The sequence below is a fragment of the Stenotrophomonas sp. YAU14A_MKIMI4_1 genome, assembly GCF_003086855.1.
GTDB lineage: Bacteria > Pseudomonadota > Gammaproteobacteria > Xanthomonadales > Xanthomonadaceae > Stenotrophomonas.
In genome coordinates this window covers 1,949,648-1,965,354 of sequence record NZ_CP025998.1, presented here as the reverse complement: position 1 = coordinate 1,965,354, position 15,707 = coordinate 1,949,648, and the positions used below count along the sequence as shown (strand labels likewise).

Sequence of the window (15,707 nt, the reverse complement as noted above, 5' to 3'; positions counted from 1 at the left end):
TCCCCCGGGCGCCGGGATGGCGCCCTCCCCCAACCGACCTAGAACACCATGAAAGCCAACGACATCAAGAAGGGCAACGTCGTCGAGTACAACAACGGCGTGTACCAGATCCGCGACATCGAACGCAGCTCGCCGCAGGGCCGCGGCGGCAACGTGCGCTTCCGTTTCATCATGTACAGCGTGCCGGGCGGCAACAAGCTCGATGCCAGCTTCGATGCCGATGACAACCTGGTCGAAGTGGAACTGCTGCGTCGCCAGTCCACCTATTCGTACAAGGATGGCGATGCCTTCGTGTTCCTGGATGACGAGGATTACACCCCGTACACCCTGGATGCCGATGTGATCGGCGACGACGCCGGCTACATCACCGACGGCCTGAACGGCATCTACGTGCAGGTGATCGACGAACTGCCGGTGGCGATCCAGCTGCCGCAGAACGTGACCCTGGAAGTGGTGGAAACCCCGCCGGAACTGAAGGGCGGCACCGCCACCAAGCGCCCGAAGCCGGCCAAGCTGAATACCGGTCTGGAAATCATGGTGCCGGAATACATCAGCAACGGTGAGCGCGTGCTGGTGAACACCACCACCGGCGAATTCGCCGGCCGCGCCGACTGAGCGCCCTGCGCCGGGCATGGCCCGGCGCTACCGCTGTTCGTAGAGTCGAGCTTGCTCGACTGCTCCAAGTGTGCCAACCAAGGTTGGCACCTACCAGGAACGGGCGTGCCAACCAAGGTTGGCGCCTACCAGAAACGCGCGGCCGACCACGCGCGTTCGGGCAATGCCGTCGAGCAAGCTCGACGCTACGGGGCGGGCGCGGCGAAGCGGCCGCAGCCGTGATACTGGCGGGTGCCCACGGTCAGCATGGCGGTGGCGTCGAAATCCTGCCCACTCATGTCGTCCTGACAGGGCGTGCGCTGGAAGCTGAGTTTGATATCGGTGCCATCGGTGGCCTTACCCACCCAGCCATCGGCACCTTCGGTCGGCGTCGGCACCTGGAAACGGCGCTGGCCATAATCCACTTCAACCTGCAGGCCCGGCGCCGGTCCGCCGACAACGGCCAGCCAGCCCGGCTCATTGCCGGTCGCGCGGAAAACAGGCTCGCTGCCTGCCGTCGTGCCCGATGCGGGCGCTTCCGGGGATGCACTCGAGGTGGGGCGCGCGGGCTGGCACGCGGCCAGCACAGCGGCGAGGGAGACGGCCATCAAGGCGGAAACTGCACGCATGGCGTGGCTCCTTGTCGCAACTACAGGAACCCTGACCCTACCACTGCGCTGTAAACGGGCACTGAAACCGGGCCCTGCGCACTGACGCACGGTTCAGGCAGGGTCGCCAGCAGACGCGGCCTGCTCGCGCAGCCGGGTGGACAGCACGGCCAGGTTGGCATCAATCGCATCCATCTGCTGGCGCTGCTTCGGCGGCAGCTGCGCGCGCAACTGCAGGCGCAGCGCCTGCCAGGCCGGCACCGACTGCGCACTGGCCTGCGCGACCTCGCGTGCCAGCGCGGCCTGTTCGTCGTCAAGCGGCAGCCCGTAGCCCTGCCCCGGCAGCAGCGCACCCGGACGCAGCCACTGCCCGCTCTGCTGCAGCAGGCTGCGCAGGTCCGCGGTGGCCGCACTGTCAGGTGCCGCCAGCAACCGCCGCTTCAGCAGGTCGCGGGCGCGCAATTCGGCCCGGCGCTGCGCCGCTTGTTCCAGCAACAGCAGGGCGGCGGTGGCGCGCATATCGCCGCGCTGCAGCCAGGGCACACGCTGTTCCGGCGCAAGCTTCAACCAACCCGATACCGTGTCCGCCGGCAGATCGAGCTGCGTGGCCGCCACCGTGAACAACTGCTGGTAGTGATCGCGCGCAGAGGCAAAGTAATAGCCCTGCGCCTGTGCCGATGCACGGTCGGCCAGTACCGTTTCATCCAGCGCCTGCACGCGCACCAGACGCTTGCGCAGGCCGCGCGGCGTCAACTGCGCCAGGCCCACCTGGCCCAGGCGTGGCACGCCGGCCTGCAGCAGCTTGGCGGTTTCCACCGCGCAGTTGTTGCTGACGAAGAAATAGCGGCCGTCGTAGCTCCAGTGCACCTGCGCGGTGCGTTCCAGCAGACTGGCGATCTCGCCGCGGTCCAGCTGCAACGGCAGTGACTGCAGGCCGCGCAGCTCCACCTTGGTGTACTCGTCCACCACCTGCTGCAACGGCAGCACGAACAGGCGCGAGGGGTAGCCGCCGGTCAGCCCGCGCCAGTTGGAAATCTGCACATCCCCCACGAACGCGCGGAACGACAGCGCGCGGTGGTAGGCCAGATCCAAACGGCAATCTGGGCCAGGCGCGCGGCCCGGGCGACAGATCACCAGGCGCAGCATGCTGTGGCCCCAGCGGCTCATCGGCTGCGCACTGCCCTCGGCAAACAGGTAGTCCACCGCGTACACCCGCGCCGGGTCCAGGCGCAGCAGCGAGGCTGCACCTTCTTCATCGTCGGCCTGCAACAGTGGCAGCTGCACCGGGCACTGCGGTGCGGGCAGCGACGGCGGCACACCGAAGTGGGCGCGGTACCACTGCGCCAACGCCGGGCGGCGGCAACCGTAATCTGCATCCAGCAGGAAGTATTCGGCGTTCACCGCCAGGTACTCGGCCACGCTGTGGCGCTCGTAGGCATCCGGGCTGCGATCGGTGAACGCGTTGTCACCCCGTCCCAGGTGCCAGGGCCGCCGCTGCCAGCCGGCCAGGTCTCGCCAACGCGCGCTGCGTGACCATTGCCCGTCTGCGCGATCGGCCACGTGCACCAGCTCGTGCACCAGCGCACTGCGCCGCGCGCGGCGTGCGCCCGGCGCGACGTCATCCAGCAGCGCGCGACGCAGCGCGATGCCGCCGGCGAACGCACGGCCATGCACGTCCGACGGCAGGTCGGTACGCCAGCCCACCCGCACCGGCTCTGGCAGTGCCTGCAGCAGACCGGCAGGCAGCAGGGCCTGCACATCGTCCAGGGTCTGCTGCGCGGTGTGCTGTTGCGCGGCGGTCAGTCCGGCCGGGTCGAGTTGCAGGCGCTCGGCGGCATGTGCGGCCGGCGCCACCAACCACGCCATCACGGCAATCCCGACCGCCACCGCAGCGCGCCACGGTAGCGCCGGGCCATGCCCGGCGACGGTGGTGGCCGAGCTCATTGCGCCCGCATCAACGGGCCAGCAGTGCCCGCGCCAGTTCCAGATCGCTCTGCTGCTGCGCGCCGGCATCCTGCTCGCGCAGGTGCACCAGCGCCGCCTGCAGGCGCGCACCACGGATCTGGCCATCGGTGGCCACGAAGGCGGCCGCATCATCGCGCGCGGCCAGCACCACCTTGTCATCACCGGAGCTGCTGCCTGACGAACCGGACGAGGCGCCGGTGGCCGAACCGGCCGAGGTACCGGCGAAGCTGGAAGCGAAGCCGGCCAGCGGCAGGGACAGCAGGGCAAGCATCAGCGCGGATCGGATCATGGTGTGCGGTTCGCAGTGGGGATGGGTGAAGCGTAACGGCATCGTGAAGAAGATGTGCGACTCAGACGTCGAACAGCTTGCCGGGATTCAGCCGTGCTTCCGGATCGAAGGCGCGCTTGACCGCCTTCATCAACGCGATCTCGGCTGGGCCACGGGTGCTGTCCAGGTAACCCTTCTTGACCAGGCCAATGCCGTGCTCGGCGGAAATGCTGCCATCGAAGCGCGCCAGCACCTGCGCCAGCAGCTTGGTCACATGCTCGCACTGCGTTACGAAATCGGCATCACTGGTGTCATCGGGCTTGAGCACGTTGATATGCAGGTTGCCATCGCCGATATGGCCGAACCAGACCACGTCGAAATGCGGGTAGGCCTGGCCGATCAGCCCCTGGGTTTCGGCCAGGAACGCCGGCATGGCCGAAATCCGCACCGATACATCGTTCTTGTACGGCTTGTAGCGGGCCAGCGCTTCGGTGATGCCCTCGCGCAGGCGCCACAGCTGGCCCGCCTGGGCATCGCTGGCGCTGATCACGCCGTCGCTGACCCAGCCATTGCCCATGCAGTCTTCGAAGGCGGCCATCGCCGCGGCTTCCTGCGCCTCGTCGTTGGCCGCGAACTCGGTCACCACGTAGTACGGGTGTACTTCGTCGAACGGTGCCTGCGCCCCATGCGCCAGCACGTGTTCCAGCGCCCGGTCGGTGAAGAATTCGAAGGCCTGCAGCTGCAGGCGCGCGCGGAACGCGGCGAACACCTGCATCAGCACGTCGAAGCTGGGCACCGCCAGCAGCATCACGTTGCTGGCCGGCGGCGGGTCGGTCAGCTTCACGGTGGCTTCCACGATCACGCCCAGCGTGCCTTCCGAACCGATCAGCAGCTGGCGGAAGTCGTAGCCGCTGGAGTTCTTGATAAGCCCCTTGTTGAGCTCCAGCAGCTCGCCGTTGGCGGTCACCACCTTCAGGCCGGCGATCCACTCGCGGGTGTTGCCGTAACGGATCACGCGGATGCCGCCGGCATTGGTGGCGATGTTGCCGCCGATCGAGCAGGAACCGCGCGCGGCAAAATCCACCGGGTAGATCAGGCCGTGTTCCAGCGCGGCGTTGTGCAGGGCTTCCAGCGGCATGCCGGCCTGCACCACCAGGGTACGGTCCACGGCATCGTAGGCCAGCGCCTTGTTCATGCGCTCCAGGCTGAGCACCAGCTCGCCGTTGGCCGCCACCGCGCCGCCGGACAGCCCCGTACGGCCACCGGAGGGCACCACGGCCACGCCTTCGGCCGCGCACCAGCACATCACCGCCTGCACCTCTTCCACCGTGGCGGGCAGCGCGATGACCAGCGGTGCCGGGGTCCAGCGCCGGGTCCAGTCGCGGCCGTAGTGTTCCAGGTCGGCGGGCTCGGTCTTCAGCTTCAGGCCGGGACAGGCCTGCTGCAGCGAGGCGATGCGGGAATCGGTCATGACGGTCCAGCGCGGTGCGTGAAGAACGGGCAAGCGTGCCAGCGGCGCGGGCGGGCGTCCAGTCCCGTCGGCACGCGGCGATAGGTTCGAATGCAACCAATTCTGCACTGCACCATGGCAGCGGTGATCTGGCATAGTGAGCGGCCCCTGTCCCACTGGCCGTGCCGTCCCATGTCGCCGAAGAAGACCTCGTTTCCCAAGCAGGATATCCGCGTACTGTTGCTGGAGGGGGTCAGCCAGACCGCCGTGGAGGTGTTCACCGCCGCCGGCTACAGCCAGATCGAGGCCCACAGCAAGGCCCTGCCCGAAGACGAACTGAAGGCGCGCATCGCCGAGGCACACATCGTCGGCATCCGTTCGCGCAGCCAGCTCAGTGCCGAGGTGCTGGCCGAGGCCAAGCGCCTGATCGCGGTGGGCTGCTTCTGCATCGGCACCAACCAGGTGGACCTGGATGCGGCCGAGCTGGCCGGCATTCCGGTGTTCAACGCCCCCTATTCCAACACCCGCAGCGTGGCCGAACTGGTGATTGCCGAGGCGATCATGCTGACCCGTGGCATTCCGCAGAAGAACGCCGAATGCCATCGCGGCGGCTGGTCGAAGTCGGCCAGCGGCAGCCACGAGGTGCGCGGCAAGACCCTGGGCATCATCGGCTACGGCCATATCGGCACCCAGGTGGGCGTGCTGGCCGAATCGCTGGGCATGCAGGTGATCTTCCACGACGTGGAAACCAAGCTGGCGCTGGGCAATGCCCGCGCCGCGGCCAGCCTGGATGACCTGCTGGCGCGCGCCGACATCATCACCCTGCACGTGCCGGAAACCGCGTCCACGCAGTGGATGATCGGCAGCACCGAGCTGGCCAAGATGCGCAAAGGCGCACACGTGATCAACGCCGCACGCGGCACCGTGGTCGATATCGATGCGCTGGATGCCGCCCTGGCCAGCGGCCACATTGGTGGCGCGGCGCTGGACGTGTTCCCGGTCGAGCCCAAGGGCAACGGCGATATCTTCGAATCGCCGCTCACCCGCCACGACAACGTGATCCTGACCCCGCACGTGGGCGGCAGCACCCTGGAAGCGCAGGACAACATCGGCGTGGAAGTGGCGGCCAAGCTGGTGCGCTACAGCGACAACGGCAGCACGCTGTCGGCGGTCAACTTCCCGGAAGTGACCCTGCCCGAGCATGCCGACAGCCTGCGCTTGCTGCACATCCACCAGAATGTGCCGGGCGTGCTGTCGAAGGTGAACGAGATCTTCTCGCGTCACAACGTGAACATCGACGGCCAGTTCCTGCGTACCGACCCGAAGGTGGGTTACGTGGTGATCGACATCACCGCCAGCGAGGAACAGGCCAGCGCCGTGCGCGACGAGCTGGCGGCGATTGCGGGCACGTTGCGGACGCGCATTTTGTATTGACCCTGGCACCGCGCCATCCACGCATGGCGTGGATCTACCGGTAGCGCCGGGCCATGCCCGGCGGAATGCATCAACGCGCCAACCACCGGCGCGCCATGCGCTGCATCGATGCGTCCGATTGCGGATCTGCCGCGACCTCGGCCACCGGCCGCCAGGCCAGCGCCAGCGATTCCTCGCTCAGCACGAAGGCTTCACCGCCCAGCGCACGGATCACGAAACGCACGTCGTAATGCCAATGCCCCGGCACGTCCTTGCGTTCGGGAATCCAGTGCTTGTCCAGGTCGAAGATGGCCGGGTCTTCCAGCACCACGCCGGTCAGGCCCGACTCCTCCTCGCCTTCCTTCAGCGCCACGTGGGCCAGGTCGCGGTCGCCATCAGCATGCCCGCCCAGCTGCAGCCAACGCTGCAGCTTGCGGTGGTGGGTCAGCAGCACGCGCTGGCCATCGGCGCTGACCAGCCAGCAGCTGGCGGTGAAATGCCCGGCCAGGCGCTCGCGACGGAACGGATCTTCCGGATCGTCCAGCAATGTGCCGAATTCGGCAGCCAGCTCGCCGTGGGACGGCTCCCGGCCGGCATAGTCCTGCAGCAGGCTGCGCAGCCGATCATCAAGCACGGCAAGGGATTGGACGGATTCGTTCATGAATGCGGGGCGATCTGGAAAACATCGGCCATTATCGCCGCGCATTGTTGCGATTGCGCTTGTGCGGTGGCTTCAGCTTTGGCTAAGGTACAGCGGGCCGTTCGCACGGCCTTCACCATTCCAGGCCGCCGGCAACGTATCGGCAGCCCTCCCAATCCGATCATCAGGAAAGTTCTGCATGCTGAAAGCTCTGTTGAGGGTCAAGCCGGTACAACCGGCCGGGCACGTCGATGCTGGCGAACCCATCGAAGGCAGCCTGGACGGCGAAGCCACGTTGAAACGGACCCTCACGGCTAAACACCTCATCCTGCTGGGCGTAGGTGCGGTGATCGGCGCAGGTATCTTCGTGCTCACCGGCCAGGCCGCGGCCAACCACGCCGGCCCGGCGGTGATGCTGTCGTTCGTGCTGGCCGGCTTCGCCTGTGCCCTGGCGGGCCTGTGCTACGCCGAATTCGCCGCGATGATGCCGGTGTCCGGCAGCGCCTATTCCTATTCCTACGCCACCCTGGGCGAAGGCATGGCCTGGTTCATCGGCTGGTGCCTGGTGCTGGAATACCTGTTCGCCTCGGCCTCGGTGGCCGTGGGCTGGTCGGCCTACCTGATCAGCTTCATCACCACCACCCTGCACATGCCGTTCCCGGACCTGCTCAGCGCCGCGCCCATTGCCTGGACCGGCAGCGAATTCGTATCGTCGGGCAAGCTGTTCAACCTGCCGGCGGTGCTGATCGTGGCGGCCGTGTCGGGCCTGCTGTACGTGGGCGTGACCCAGTCCGCGTTCGTCAACGCGATCATCGTGGCGATCAAGGTCACCGTCATCTGCCTGTTCATCGGCATCGGCGCGGCCCATGTCGACCCGGCCAACTGGCAGCCGTTCATTCCGGAAAACACCGGCGTGCCGGGTGAGTTCGGCTGGAGTGGCATCTTCCGCGCGGCCACCATCGTGTTCTTCGCCTACATCGGCTTCGATGCGGTCTCCACCGCCGCCGGTGAAACCAAGGACCCGCAGCGCAACATGCCGATCGGGCTGCTCGGTTCGCTGGCCGTGTGCACCGTGGTCTACATCATCGTCTGTGCGGTGCTGACCGGCATGATGCCGTACCACCTGCTGGGCACCGACAAGCCGGTGGCTACCGCGCTGGAACCCTACCCGACCCTGGCCTGGCTGAAGACCTTCGTCGAGATCGGCGCCATCGCCGGCCTGTCCTCGGTGGTGCTGGTGATGATGATGGGCCAGACCCGCATCGCCTACACGATCTCGCGCGACGGCCTGCTGCCGAAGTTCTTCGGCAAGGTGCATGCCCGCTTCCGCACGCCCTACTGGGCCACGATCGTGGTCGGCGTCATCGCCGCCGCGCTGGCCGGCCTGGTGCCGCTGAACGTGCTGGGCGAACTGGTGTCGATGGGCACCCTGCTGGCCTTCGCCACCGTCTGCATCGGCGTGCTGGTGCTGCGCTACAGCCGCCCGGAACTGCATCGCCCGTTCCGCGTGCCGGCGGTGTGGATCATCTGCCCGCTGGGTGCGGCCACCTGCCTGTTCCTGTTCTGGCAGGCATTCGTGGTGCATTGGCACCTGTTCGTCGGCTGGACCGTGCTGGGCATGCTGATCTACCTGGGTTACGGCATGCGCAACAGCAAGCTGGCCAAGTCGCCCTGATCCCCCTACGGGCCGGCCCTGCGCCGGCCCGTCCGTTTTCCCCCGCGCCGCCTCGAACGGCGCTTCGACAAGACCGACACACATGTTCAAGCAACTGTGGGCCACCAAGCATCCGCATGCCGCCCATGAAGACGCCAACGGGCTGAGCCTGCGCCGCCACCTGGGCCCCTGGGGCCTGACCGCGCTGGGCATCGGCGCGGTGATCGGCGGCGGCATCTTCGTCATCACCGGCCAGGCCGCGGCCAACCACGCCGGCCCGGCCATCATGCTGTCGTTCGTGCTGGCTGCGATCTGCTGCGCGTTCTGCGCCCTGGCCTATGCCGAATTCGCCGCCATGGTGCCGGTGTCCGGCAGCGCCTACACCTACACCTACGCCACCTTCGGCGAACTGTCGGCCTGGTTCATCGGCTGGATGCTGGTGCTGGAATACGGCGTGTCGGCCTCGGCGGTGGCGGTCAGCTGGACCGGCTACTTCCTCAGCTTCCTCAGCCAGTTCGACATCCATCTACCGGCCGCGCTGGTCAGCGCGCCGCTGGACGCACAGCTGCGCCCGACCGGCGCGATCGCCAACATTCCCGCCGCCATCCTGGTACTGCTGCTCACCTGGCTGTGCTACGTGGGCATCAGCAAGTCCTCGGCGATGAACATGGCCATGGTCATCCTCAAGACCGGCCTGATCGTGCTGGTGATCGTGGTCGGCTGGAAGTACGTGGACACCAGCAACTGGACCCCGTTCATTCCGGCCAACGAAGGCCCGGGCAAGTACGGCATGGAAGGCGTGCTGCGCGGCGCGGCCATGGTGTTCTTCGCCTACATCGGCTTCGAGGCCGTGTCGGTGGCCGCGCAGGAATCGCACCGCCCGCAGCGCGACATGCCGATCGGCATGATGCTGTCGCTGGTGATCTGCACCGTGCTGTACATCGCCATGGCCGCGGTCATGACCGGCCTGGTGCCGTTCCAGCTGCTGGGCACCGACGAACCGGTGGTGACCGCCGTGGCCGCGCATCCGCAGCTGGACTGGCTGCGCTGGGTGGTGGAAGTGGGCGCCCTGATCGGCCTGGCCTCGGTGGTGCTGGTGATGGTGATCGGCCAGCCGCGCATCTTCATGATCATGGGCCGCGATGGCCTGCTGCCGCCGGTGTTCACCAAGATCCACCCGAAGTACCGCACCCCGCACATCAATACGGTCATCACCGGCATCGGCATCGCCCTGCTGGCGGCGCTGTTCCCGCTGGATATCCTGGGCGAGCTCACCTCGATGGGTACGCTGATCGCCTTCGCCGCGGTGTGTGCCGGCGTGCTGATCCTGCGCCGCACCCAGCCGGACCTGCCGCGCCCGTTCCGCATTCCGGCGGCCTGGCTGGTCTGCAGCCTGGGCGTGATCAGCTGCCTGGCACTGCTGTCGGCGATGACGCTGCACAACTGGATGCTGATGGGCGTGTGGACCGTCGTCGGTTTCGTGATCTATTTCGGATACGGCTTCAAGCACAGCCGCCTGCGGGGGTAGATCCACGCCATGCGTGGATGAACGCTGTCCGACGAACGATGCTCCTGTAGAGCCGAGCCATGCTCGGCTGCGAGCAAGCGCAGCGCCGCGACCCGCTTTCCGCTCTTCCCTCTTCACTCCGTGGCTGGCGCGCACGGAACCTGTCCGTGGCCGGGCGGGGTGGGCTGGCGGGACCGCACGCGCCATGGGCCCGAGGCATGCCTCGGGCGGGTTGGGCAGGACGCCCAACCCCGGTCTTGCCGGGCGCGCAGGATTGCGCGCGCGAGCAAGGCGCCTACGAGCCTCCATGGACGGATTTACGGCGTGTCCCGCCAGCCCACCCCGCCCGGCCAACCCAGGGAATCAGAACGGCGACCCAACCACGAGGGGCTCAGCCGTTGGCCGAATCCAGTAAAATCACCCGCATGAACGCCCCCACCTTCCCCTACGACACCGCGCGCCTGAGCGAACTGGCCCAGCTGCTGATCGACAACGTCCGCGAACTGGCCCAGGCCGGCTGGACCCCGGCCACCAGCAGCAACTTCTCCCACCGCCTGGACGACCGCCACGCCGCGATCACCGTCTCGGGCAAGGACAAGGGCCGCCTGATCGAGGACGACATCATGGTGGTGGATTTCGACGGCCAGGCCGTCGGCCGCCCGCTGCGCCCGTCCGCCGAAACCCTGCTGCACACCCAGCTGTACCGTCGCTTCCCCGAGGTGGGCTGCGTGCTGCACACCCACTCCCCGGTGCAGACCATCGCCTCGCGCCTGTACGCCCCGCAGGGCCACATCCGGGTGGAAGGCTACGAACTGCTGAAGGCCTTCGCCGGCAACAGCACCCACGAAATGGCCATCGACATCCCGGTGTTCGCCAACACCCAGGACATGAACGTGCTCTCGGCCCAGGTCGATGACCTGCTGGACCGCCAGCCGCTGTGGGGCTACCTGATCGACGGCCACGGCCTGTACGCCTGGGGCCGCGACATGGCCGAAGCCCGCCGCCACATGGAAGCCTTCGAGTTCCTGCTGCACTGCGAACTGGAACTGCGCAAGCTGCGCGGCTGAACCATCGCGCACAGGCACATGCCCATTGGCCATCTGGCCGCCGCCTGCACCCTGCTACCCTGTCTTTCCCCCGGAATGTTCAAGCTGCCGCCATGAGCCGACTGCGCATCTACGACGACACCCGCCCCGACTCGCCGCTGCTGGATACCCAGGACGGCGCGGTCATCGCTGCCGAACTGCAGAAGATCGGCGTTACCTTCGAGCGCTGGCAGGCCGCCGCGCCGGTTGCCCCCGGCGCCAGCCAGGATGAGGTGTTCGCCGCCTACCGCGCCGACATCGACCGACTGGTGGCCGAGCGCGGCTTCAAGAGCGTGGACGTGGCCTCGATCGCCCCGGACAACCCGAACCGCGCCGAACTGCGCAAGAAATTCCTCGACGAGCACTTCCACAAGGAAGACGAGGTGCGTTTCTTCGTCGCCGGCTCCGGCCTGTTCACCCTGCACGTGGGCGACAAGGTGTACGAGATCGAATGCGTGAAGGACGACCTGATCGCGGTGCCCGATGGCACCACGCACTGGTTCGACATGGGCGACGAGCCCAGCTTCGTGGCGATCCGTTTCTTCACCGAGCCGGATGGCTGGGTCGGTCATTTCACCGGCACCGACATCGCGCAGAAATTCCCGCGTTACATTCCTACCCAGGCGTCCTGATCCATGCAGCCCCGCGTCATCCTGACCGACATCGAAGGCACCACCAGCAGCATTTCGTTCGTCAAGAACGTGCTGTTCCCCTACGCCCGCCAGGCCCTGCCGGCGTTCGTGGCCGAGCACGGCCAGCAACCGGAGATCCGCCGCTGGCTGGATGCGGTGGCCACCGAGATCGGCGGCGCCTGCCAAGACAGCCTGGTGGTGGAAACGCTGCAGGGCTGGATCGACCAGGACCGCAAGCACACCGCATTGAAGGCGCTGCAGGGCGTGATCTGGGATACCGGCTACCGCCGTGGCGATTACACCGCGCATTTCTACCCGGAAGTGGCGCCGGTGCTGAAGGGCTGGCACGCCTCGGGCCTGCCGCTGTACGTGTATTCGTCCGGCTCGGTGCCGGCGCAGAAGCTGTTCTTCGGTTTCAGCGACGCAGGCGACCTGAGCCCGCTGGTGTCGGGCTGGTTCGATACCGAAGTGGGCGGCAAGCGTGAGGCCGACAGCTACCGCCGCATCGTGCAGTCCATTGGCGTGCCGGCCGGCGAGATCCTGTTCCTGTCCGATGTAGTGGAAGAGCTGGACGCCGCGCGCGAGGCCGGGCTGCAGACCCGCCTGATCGATCGCCTGGACGATTACCCGCTGCCGCGTACCGGCCAGGCCGCCAACGGCCACGAGCGGGTCGAGAATTTCCAGCAGATCCAGCTGTAACTGCAGAGGGTAGATGCCAACCTTGGTTGGCATGCGCCCGAAGCCCCCGGTAGATGCCAACCTTGGTTGGCATGCTCCTGGAGGTGCCAACCAAGGTTGGCACCTACCAAAGCGGGATTCGTCTGCCCAACGGTGATCGGTAGATGCCAACCTTGGTTGGCATGCTCCTGGTGTGCCAACCAAGGTTGGCACCTACCCGTGCGGGGTGTTCCGCCCTCAACGGTCGTTGAGGGTTTTCACCTGCAAGGCGGCACGCAATGCGCCCAGATCCACCGGGCCGCGCACGGCGATGTCGCGCGTCTCGCCCGGCACCGGTAGATGCCAACCTTGGTTGGCATGCTCCTGGAGGTGCCAACCAAGGTTGGCACCTACCAAAGCGGGATTCGTCTGCCCAACGGTGATCGGTAGATGCCAACCTTGGTTGGCATGCCCTTGATGTGCCAACCAAGGTTGGCACCTACCAGAGCGGGGGGTTCCGCCATCAACGGTCATTGAGGGTTTTCACCTGCAAGGCGCTGCGCAGCGCGGCCAGATCCACCGGGCCGCGCACGGCGATGTCGCGCGTCTCGCCCGGCAGCACGTCCAGCAGGTTGTCCTCCACCTGCACATCCAACGCACCGAAGTCGATCCAGGCGGCGCGCACATACGCCTTGCTCTGCAGTCGCAGTCGATAGTGATCGCCCTCGATCTCCAGCGTGGCCCGCAACGCCTGCCGCGGCAGTGCCTGGTCCTTGGCTTCAACGAAGCCCACCACCTGCCGCGCACTGACCTTGCCATCCTGCAGCAGTTCGAACACCGCCACGGTGCGCGACGGGTCGGCGCCGGCCAGTAGTTCGGCATCACCGAAGTCGCCCACCGAGGTGACCCCGGCGGCAGCCAGCGTCACCGCCGCCTCGCGACGGCGCAGCACCTTGCCGTCCACGTCCATCACCCGCAGCCGCCAACGCGCATCCACTGCAGCGCCATCGTTGATCAGGCGCACGCGGGTGCTGCCTTCGTCACGCAGGGCCGCCAGGGTGACCGGCGCGAAGAAACGACGCGCAGCGAAATGCAGTGCCTTCCAGCGCCCGAAGTAGTCCACGCTGGACCACGATGCACCCGGCCAGACATCGTTGAGCTGCCAGTACAGCGACCCCATGGTGTACGGCCGCGAAGCGCGATGATGCAGCGCCGCCAATGCAATGCCATCGGCCTGCATCACCTGGCTCAGGTAGACGAAGTCCGCGAAGTCCTTCGGCGTTCCGTAACCACGCTCGATGTACTGCAGCAGCCGGCTGTTGCCCTCGCCGGCCATGAACTTCTGGTGGGCGCGGATGACCGGGCTGTCGATGCGCTGTTCGGCGCGCGTGGCGATCTGGTCCACCGTTGCCAGCGACGGCCAGGCCTGCAGGCCGTACTCGGACATGAAGCGCGGCGTCTCCTGCAGGTACGCCTGCACCGGCAGCGCCGGATTGCCCCAGACCTGCCAGTAGTGCTTGTCGCCGCGGGTGGAATCGTTGGCTTTTTCGTCCAGATCGTTGCTGGGCGAACTGGACCAGTACGGCACGCCCAGCCCTTCCTCGCCCACCACCTGGCGCAGGTCGTTGCCGAACAGATCGACATAGCCCTGCCAGACCCGCGCGGCAAACGCCGGGTCGGCAGCCTTCAGGTCGCGGCCATGGCCCCAATCCTTCCAGGCCGTCTCTTCTTCGTTGTTGCCACACCACAGCACGATGCTGGGGTGGTGGCGCAGGCGCCGCACGTTGTCGCGCGCTTCGGCCACCACGCTGGCGCGGAACGCCGGATCGTAACCGGGCTGCATGCCACCGCCGAACATGAAGTCCTGCCAGACCAGCAGACCCAGCTCGTCGGCGATATCGAAGAACGCGTCGTCCTCGTAGTACCCACCGCCCCAGTTGCGCAGCATGTTCATGTTGGCATCGCGCGCGGCGGTCAGCACCTGGCGCAGGCGCGCCACATCCACCCGCGCCGGGAACGCATCGAACGGAATGACGTTGGCGCCCTTGGCGAAAGTCTCCACGCCATTGATGACGAAGGCGAAACCCTGCCCGCCCTTCTCGTCCTTCTCGCGGCGCAGTTCCACCGTGCGCAGGCCGATGCGCTGCTCGCGCTGGAGTGTAGGGTCGCCGCCAGCGCCCAGCTGCGCGCGCACCGTGTAGCGGTCCTGCGCGCCCTGCCCCACCGGCCACCAGCGCCGCGGGTCGGCCAGTTCAACCGGAATCTCCACGCTGTTCTGGCCGGGCTGCAACAGCACCGGGCGCTGCACCGTGGCCACTACGCGGCCGTCGGGATCACGCACTTCCACGTCCACCCTGGCCGAGCCGGCGGCATTGCCCTGCTCCACCTGCAGCAGCACGGCCAGCCGCGCCTGCTGCGCGTCCAAGGCATCGGTACGCACGGCCAGATCGGTCAGGCGGTGCGTGTCCCAGGCCTGCAGGTCGACGCCACGCCAGACACCGGCGGTCACGTAACGCGGCCCCCAGTCCCAGCCGAAATGGTAGGCCGGCTTGCGTGCGAAGTTGCCGACCATCGCGTCCTTGGGCTCATCGCCGTAGGGCGAGGGATAGTTGCCGGCAATTTTGTGCGGCATCGCCTGTACGCCCGGCAGCAGGGTGCGGATGGGCGAACGGAATACGATCTGCAGTTCATTGCCGCTGGGCCGCAGCCGCCCTTCCACGCGCGCGCGCCATGTGCGGTGCGCATTGTCGGCCCGCAGCAGCGGCTTGCCGTTCAAGCGCACCTCGGCATAGGTATCCAGGCCGTCGAAACGCAGCTCGGCATGCGCCTTGGCCAAGGTCGCCGCGTCCATATCGAAGCGCGCGCGGTATTCCCAGGCGGCCAGGCCGATCCATTGCAGCTCGGCCTCGGGCGCGCCCACGTAGGGGTCGCGGATCAGGCCATGGGCCAGCAGGTCGGTATGCACGCTGCCGGGTACGCGCGCCGTGCGCCACTGCTGCAGGCCGGGGTGCGCGGCGCCCTGCGCATCGCCGGGCAGCATGCGGAATTCCCACTGCGCCGACAGTGGTGCGGCAAAAGCGGGGACGCTGCCAAGCGCGAACAGCAGCAGGAGCAGACGGACAGCGAGGGGAAGACGGTGCACGTGTGAGACTCCTGTTGTGTCCGCCGGGCATGGCCCGGCGCTACCAGCCGCGTCCGCCGGGCATGGCCCGGCGCTACCAGCCGTGTCCACCG

At 67.3% G+C, this 15,707-nt stretch carries 14 protein-coding genes; 7 read left to right on the top strand and 7 right to left on the bottom strand.

All coding sequences use genetic code 11. From position 1 onward, the window contains the following. Window positions 1-48: 48 nt before the first annotated feature. Window positions 49-615, top strand: a complete 567-nt coding sequence (gene yeiP, locus C1931_RS09075; RefSeq protein WP_108749488.1) for an elongation factor P-like protein YeiP — start codon at window positions 49-51, stop codon at window positions 613-615. Between the two features lie 185 nt (window positions 616-800). On the opposite strand, the gene C1931_RS09070 is transcribed toward yeiP, so the two are convergent. From C1931_RS09070 to C1931_RS09055, 4 genes are all read right to left on the bottom strand, one after another. Further along, the gene (locus tag C1931_RS09070) at window positions 801-1,223 is read right to left on the bottom strand and encodes a hypothetical protein (RefSeq protein ID WP_108756075.1); all 423 of its coding nucleotides are present in this window, start codon (window positions 1,221-1,223) and stop codon (window positions 801-803) included. A 93-nt stretch (window positions 1,224-1,316) separates the two neighbouring features. Continuing rightward, complete coding sequence (locus tag C1931_RS09065; RefSeq protein WP_108756074.1) at window positions 1,317-3,146, bottom strand: DUF4105 domain-containing protein; 1,830 nt, start codon at window positions 3,144-3,146, stop codon at window positions 1,317-1,319. 10 nt (window positions 3,147-3,156) lie between these two features. Further along, on the bottom strand, window positions 3,157-3,456 hold the full coding sequence (locus C1931_RS09060) for a DUF2388 domain-containing protein (RefSeq protein ID WP_108756073.1): 300 nt from the start codon (window positions 3,454-3,456) through the stop codon (window positions 3,157-3,159). Between the two features lie 61 nt (window positions 3,457-3,517). Then, complete coding sequence (locus tag C1931_RS09055; protein ID WP_108756072.1) at window positions 3,518-4,906, bottom strand: FAD-binding oxidoreductase; 1,389 nt, start codon at window positions 4,904-4,906, stop codon at window positions 3,518-3,520. A gap of 171 nt (window positions 4,907-5,077) precedes the next feature. Between C1931_RS09055 and serA the strand changes: the two genes are divergently transcribed. Next, window positions 5,078-6,319 carry a phosphoglycerate dehydrogenase gene (serA, locus tag C1931_RS09050; protein WP_108752966.1) on the top strand — a complete coding sequence of 414 codons (1,242 nt, stop codon included), beginning with the start codon at window positions 5,078-5,080 and terminating at the stop codon, window positions 6,317-6,319. A 70-nt stretch (window positions 6,320-6,389) separates the two neighbouring features. Here the strand turns inward: serA and C1931_RS09045 are convergent, their stop codons facing one another. Further along, window positions 6,390-6,959: an NUDIX hydrolase gene (locus tag C1931_RS09045; protein ID WP_234412894.1), complete on the bottom strand. Its 570-nt coding sequence runs from the start codon at window positions 6,957-6,959 to the stop codon at window positions 6,390-6,392. Between the two features lie 178 nt (window positions 6,960-7,137). Here C1931_RS09045 and C1931_RS09040 point away from each other — a divergent pair, with 178 nt between their 5' ends. The 5 genes from C1931_RS09040 (at window position 7,138) to mtnC (ending at window position 12,515) form a co-directional block, all read left to right on the top strand. After that, on the top strand, window positions 7,138-8,613 hold the full coding sequence (locus tag C1931_RS09040; RefSeq protein ID WP_108749481.1) for an amino acid permease: 1,476 nt from the start codon (window positions 7,138-7,140) through the stop codon (window positions 8,611-8,613). Between the two features lie 82 nt (window positions 8,614-8,695). Further along, window positions 8,696-10,120 (top strand): amino acid permease, encoded by a 1,425-nt coding sequence (locus tag C1931_RS09035; RefSeq protein WP_108756070.1) that lies wholly within the window; start codon window positions 8,696-8,698, stop codon window positions 10,118-10,120. A 404-nt stretch (window positions 10,121-10,524) separates the two neighbouring features. Further along, window positions 10,525-11,166 (top strand): methylthioribulose 1-phosphate dehydratase, encoded by a 642-nt coding sequence (locus tag C1931_RS09030; protein WP_108752962.1) that lies wholly within the window; start codon window positions 10,525-10,527, stop codon window positions 11,164-11,166. A gap of 92 nt (window positions 11,167-11,258) precedes the next feature. After that, window positions 11,259-11,816: an acireductone dioxygenase gene (locus C1931_RS09025; RefSeq protein WP_108756069.1), complete on the top strand. Its 558-nt coding sequence runs from the start codon at window positions 11,259-11,261 to the stop codon at window positions 11,814-11,816. A gap of 3 nt (window positions 11,817-11,819) precedes the next feature. Beyond that, window positions 11,820-12,515: an acireductone synthase gene (gene mtnC / locus C1931_RS09020; protein WP_108752960.1), complete on the top strand. Its 696-nt coding sequence runs from the start codon at window positions 11,820-11,822 to the stop codon at window positions 12,513-12,515. A 216-nt stretch (window positions 12,516-12,731) separates the two neighbouring features. On the opposite strand, the gene C1931_RS20270 is transcribed toward mtnC, so the two are convergent. Continuing rightward, the gene (locus C1931_RS20270) at window positions 12,732-13,007 is read right to left on the bottom strand and encodes a hypothetical protein (protein ID WP_159095459.1); all 276 of its coding nucleotides are present in this window, start codon (window positions 13,005-13,007) and stop codon (window positions 12,732-12,734) included. Then, window positions 12,997-15,615 (bottom strand): glycoside hydrolase family 2 protein, encoded by a 2,619-nt coding sequence (locus tag C1931_RS09015; protein ID WP_108756068.1) that lies wholly within the window; start codon window positions 15,613-15,615, stop codon window positions 12,997-12,999. The genes C1931_RS20270 and C1931_RS09015 overlap by 11 nt, the downstream gene beginning before the upstream one ends. Window positions 15,616-15,707 lie beyond the last annotated feature (92 nt).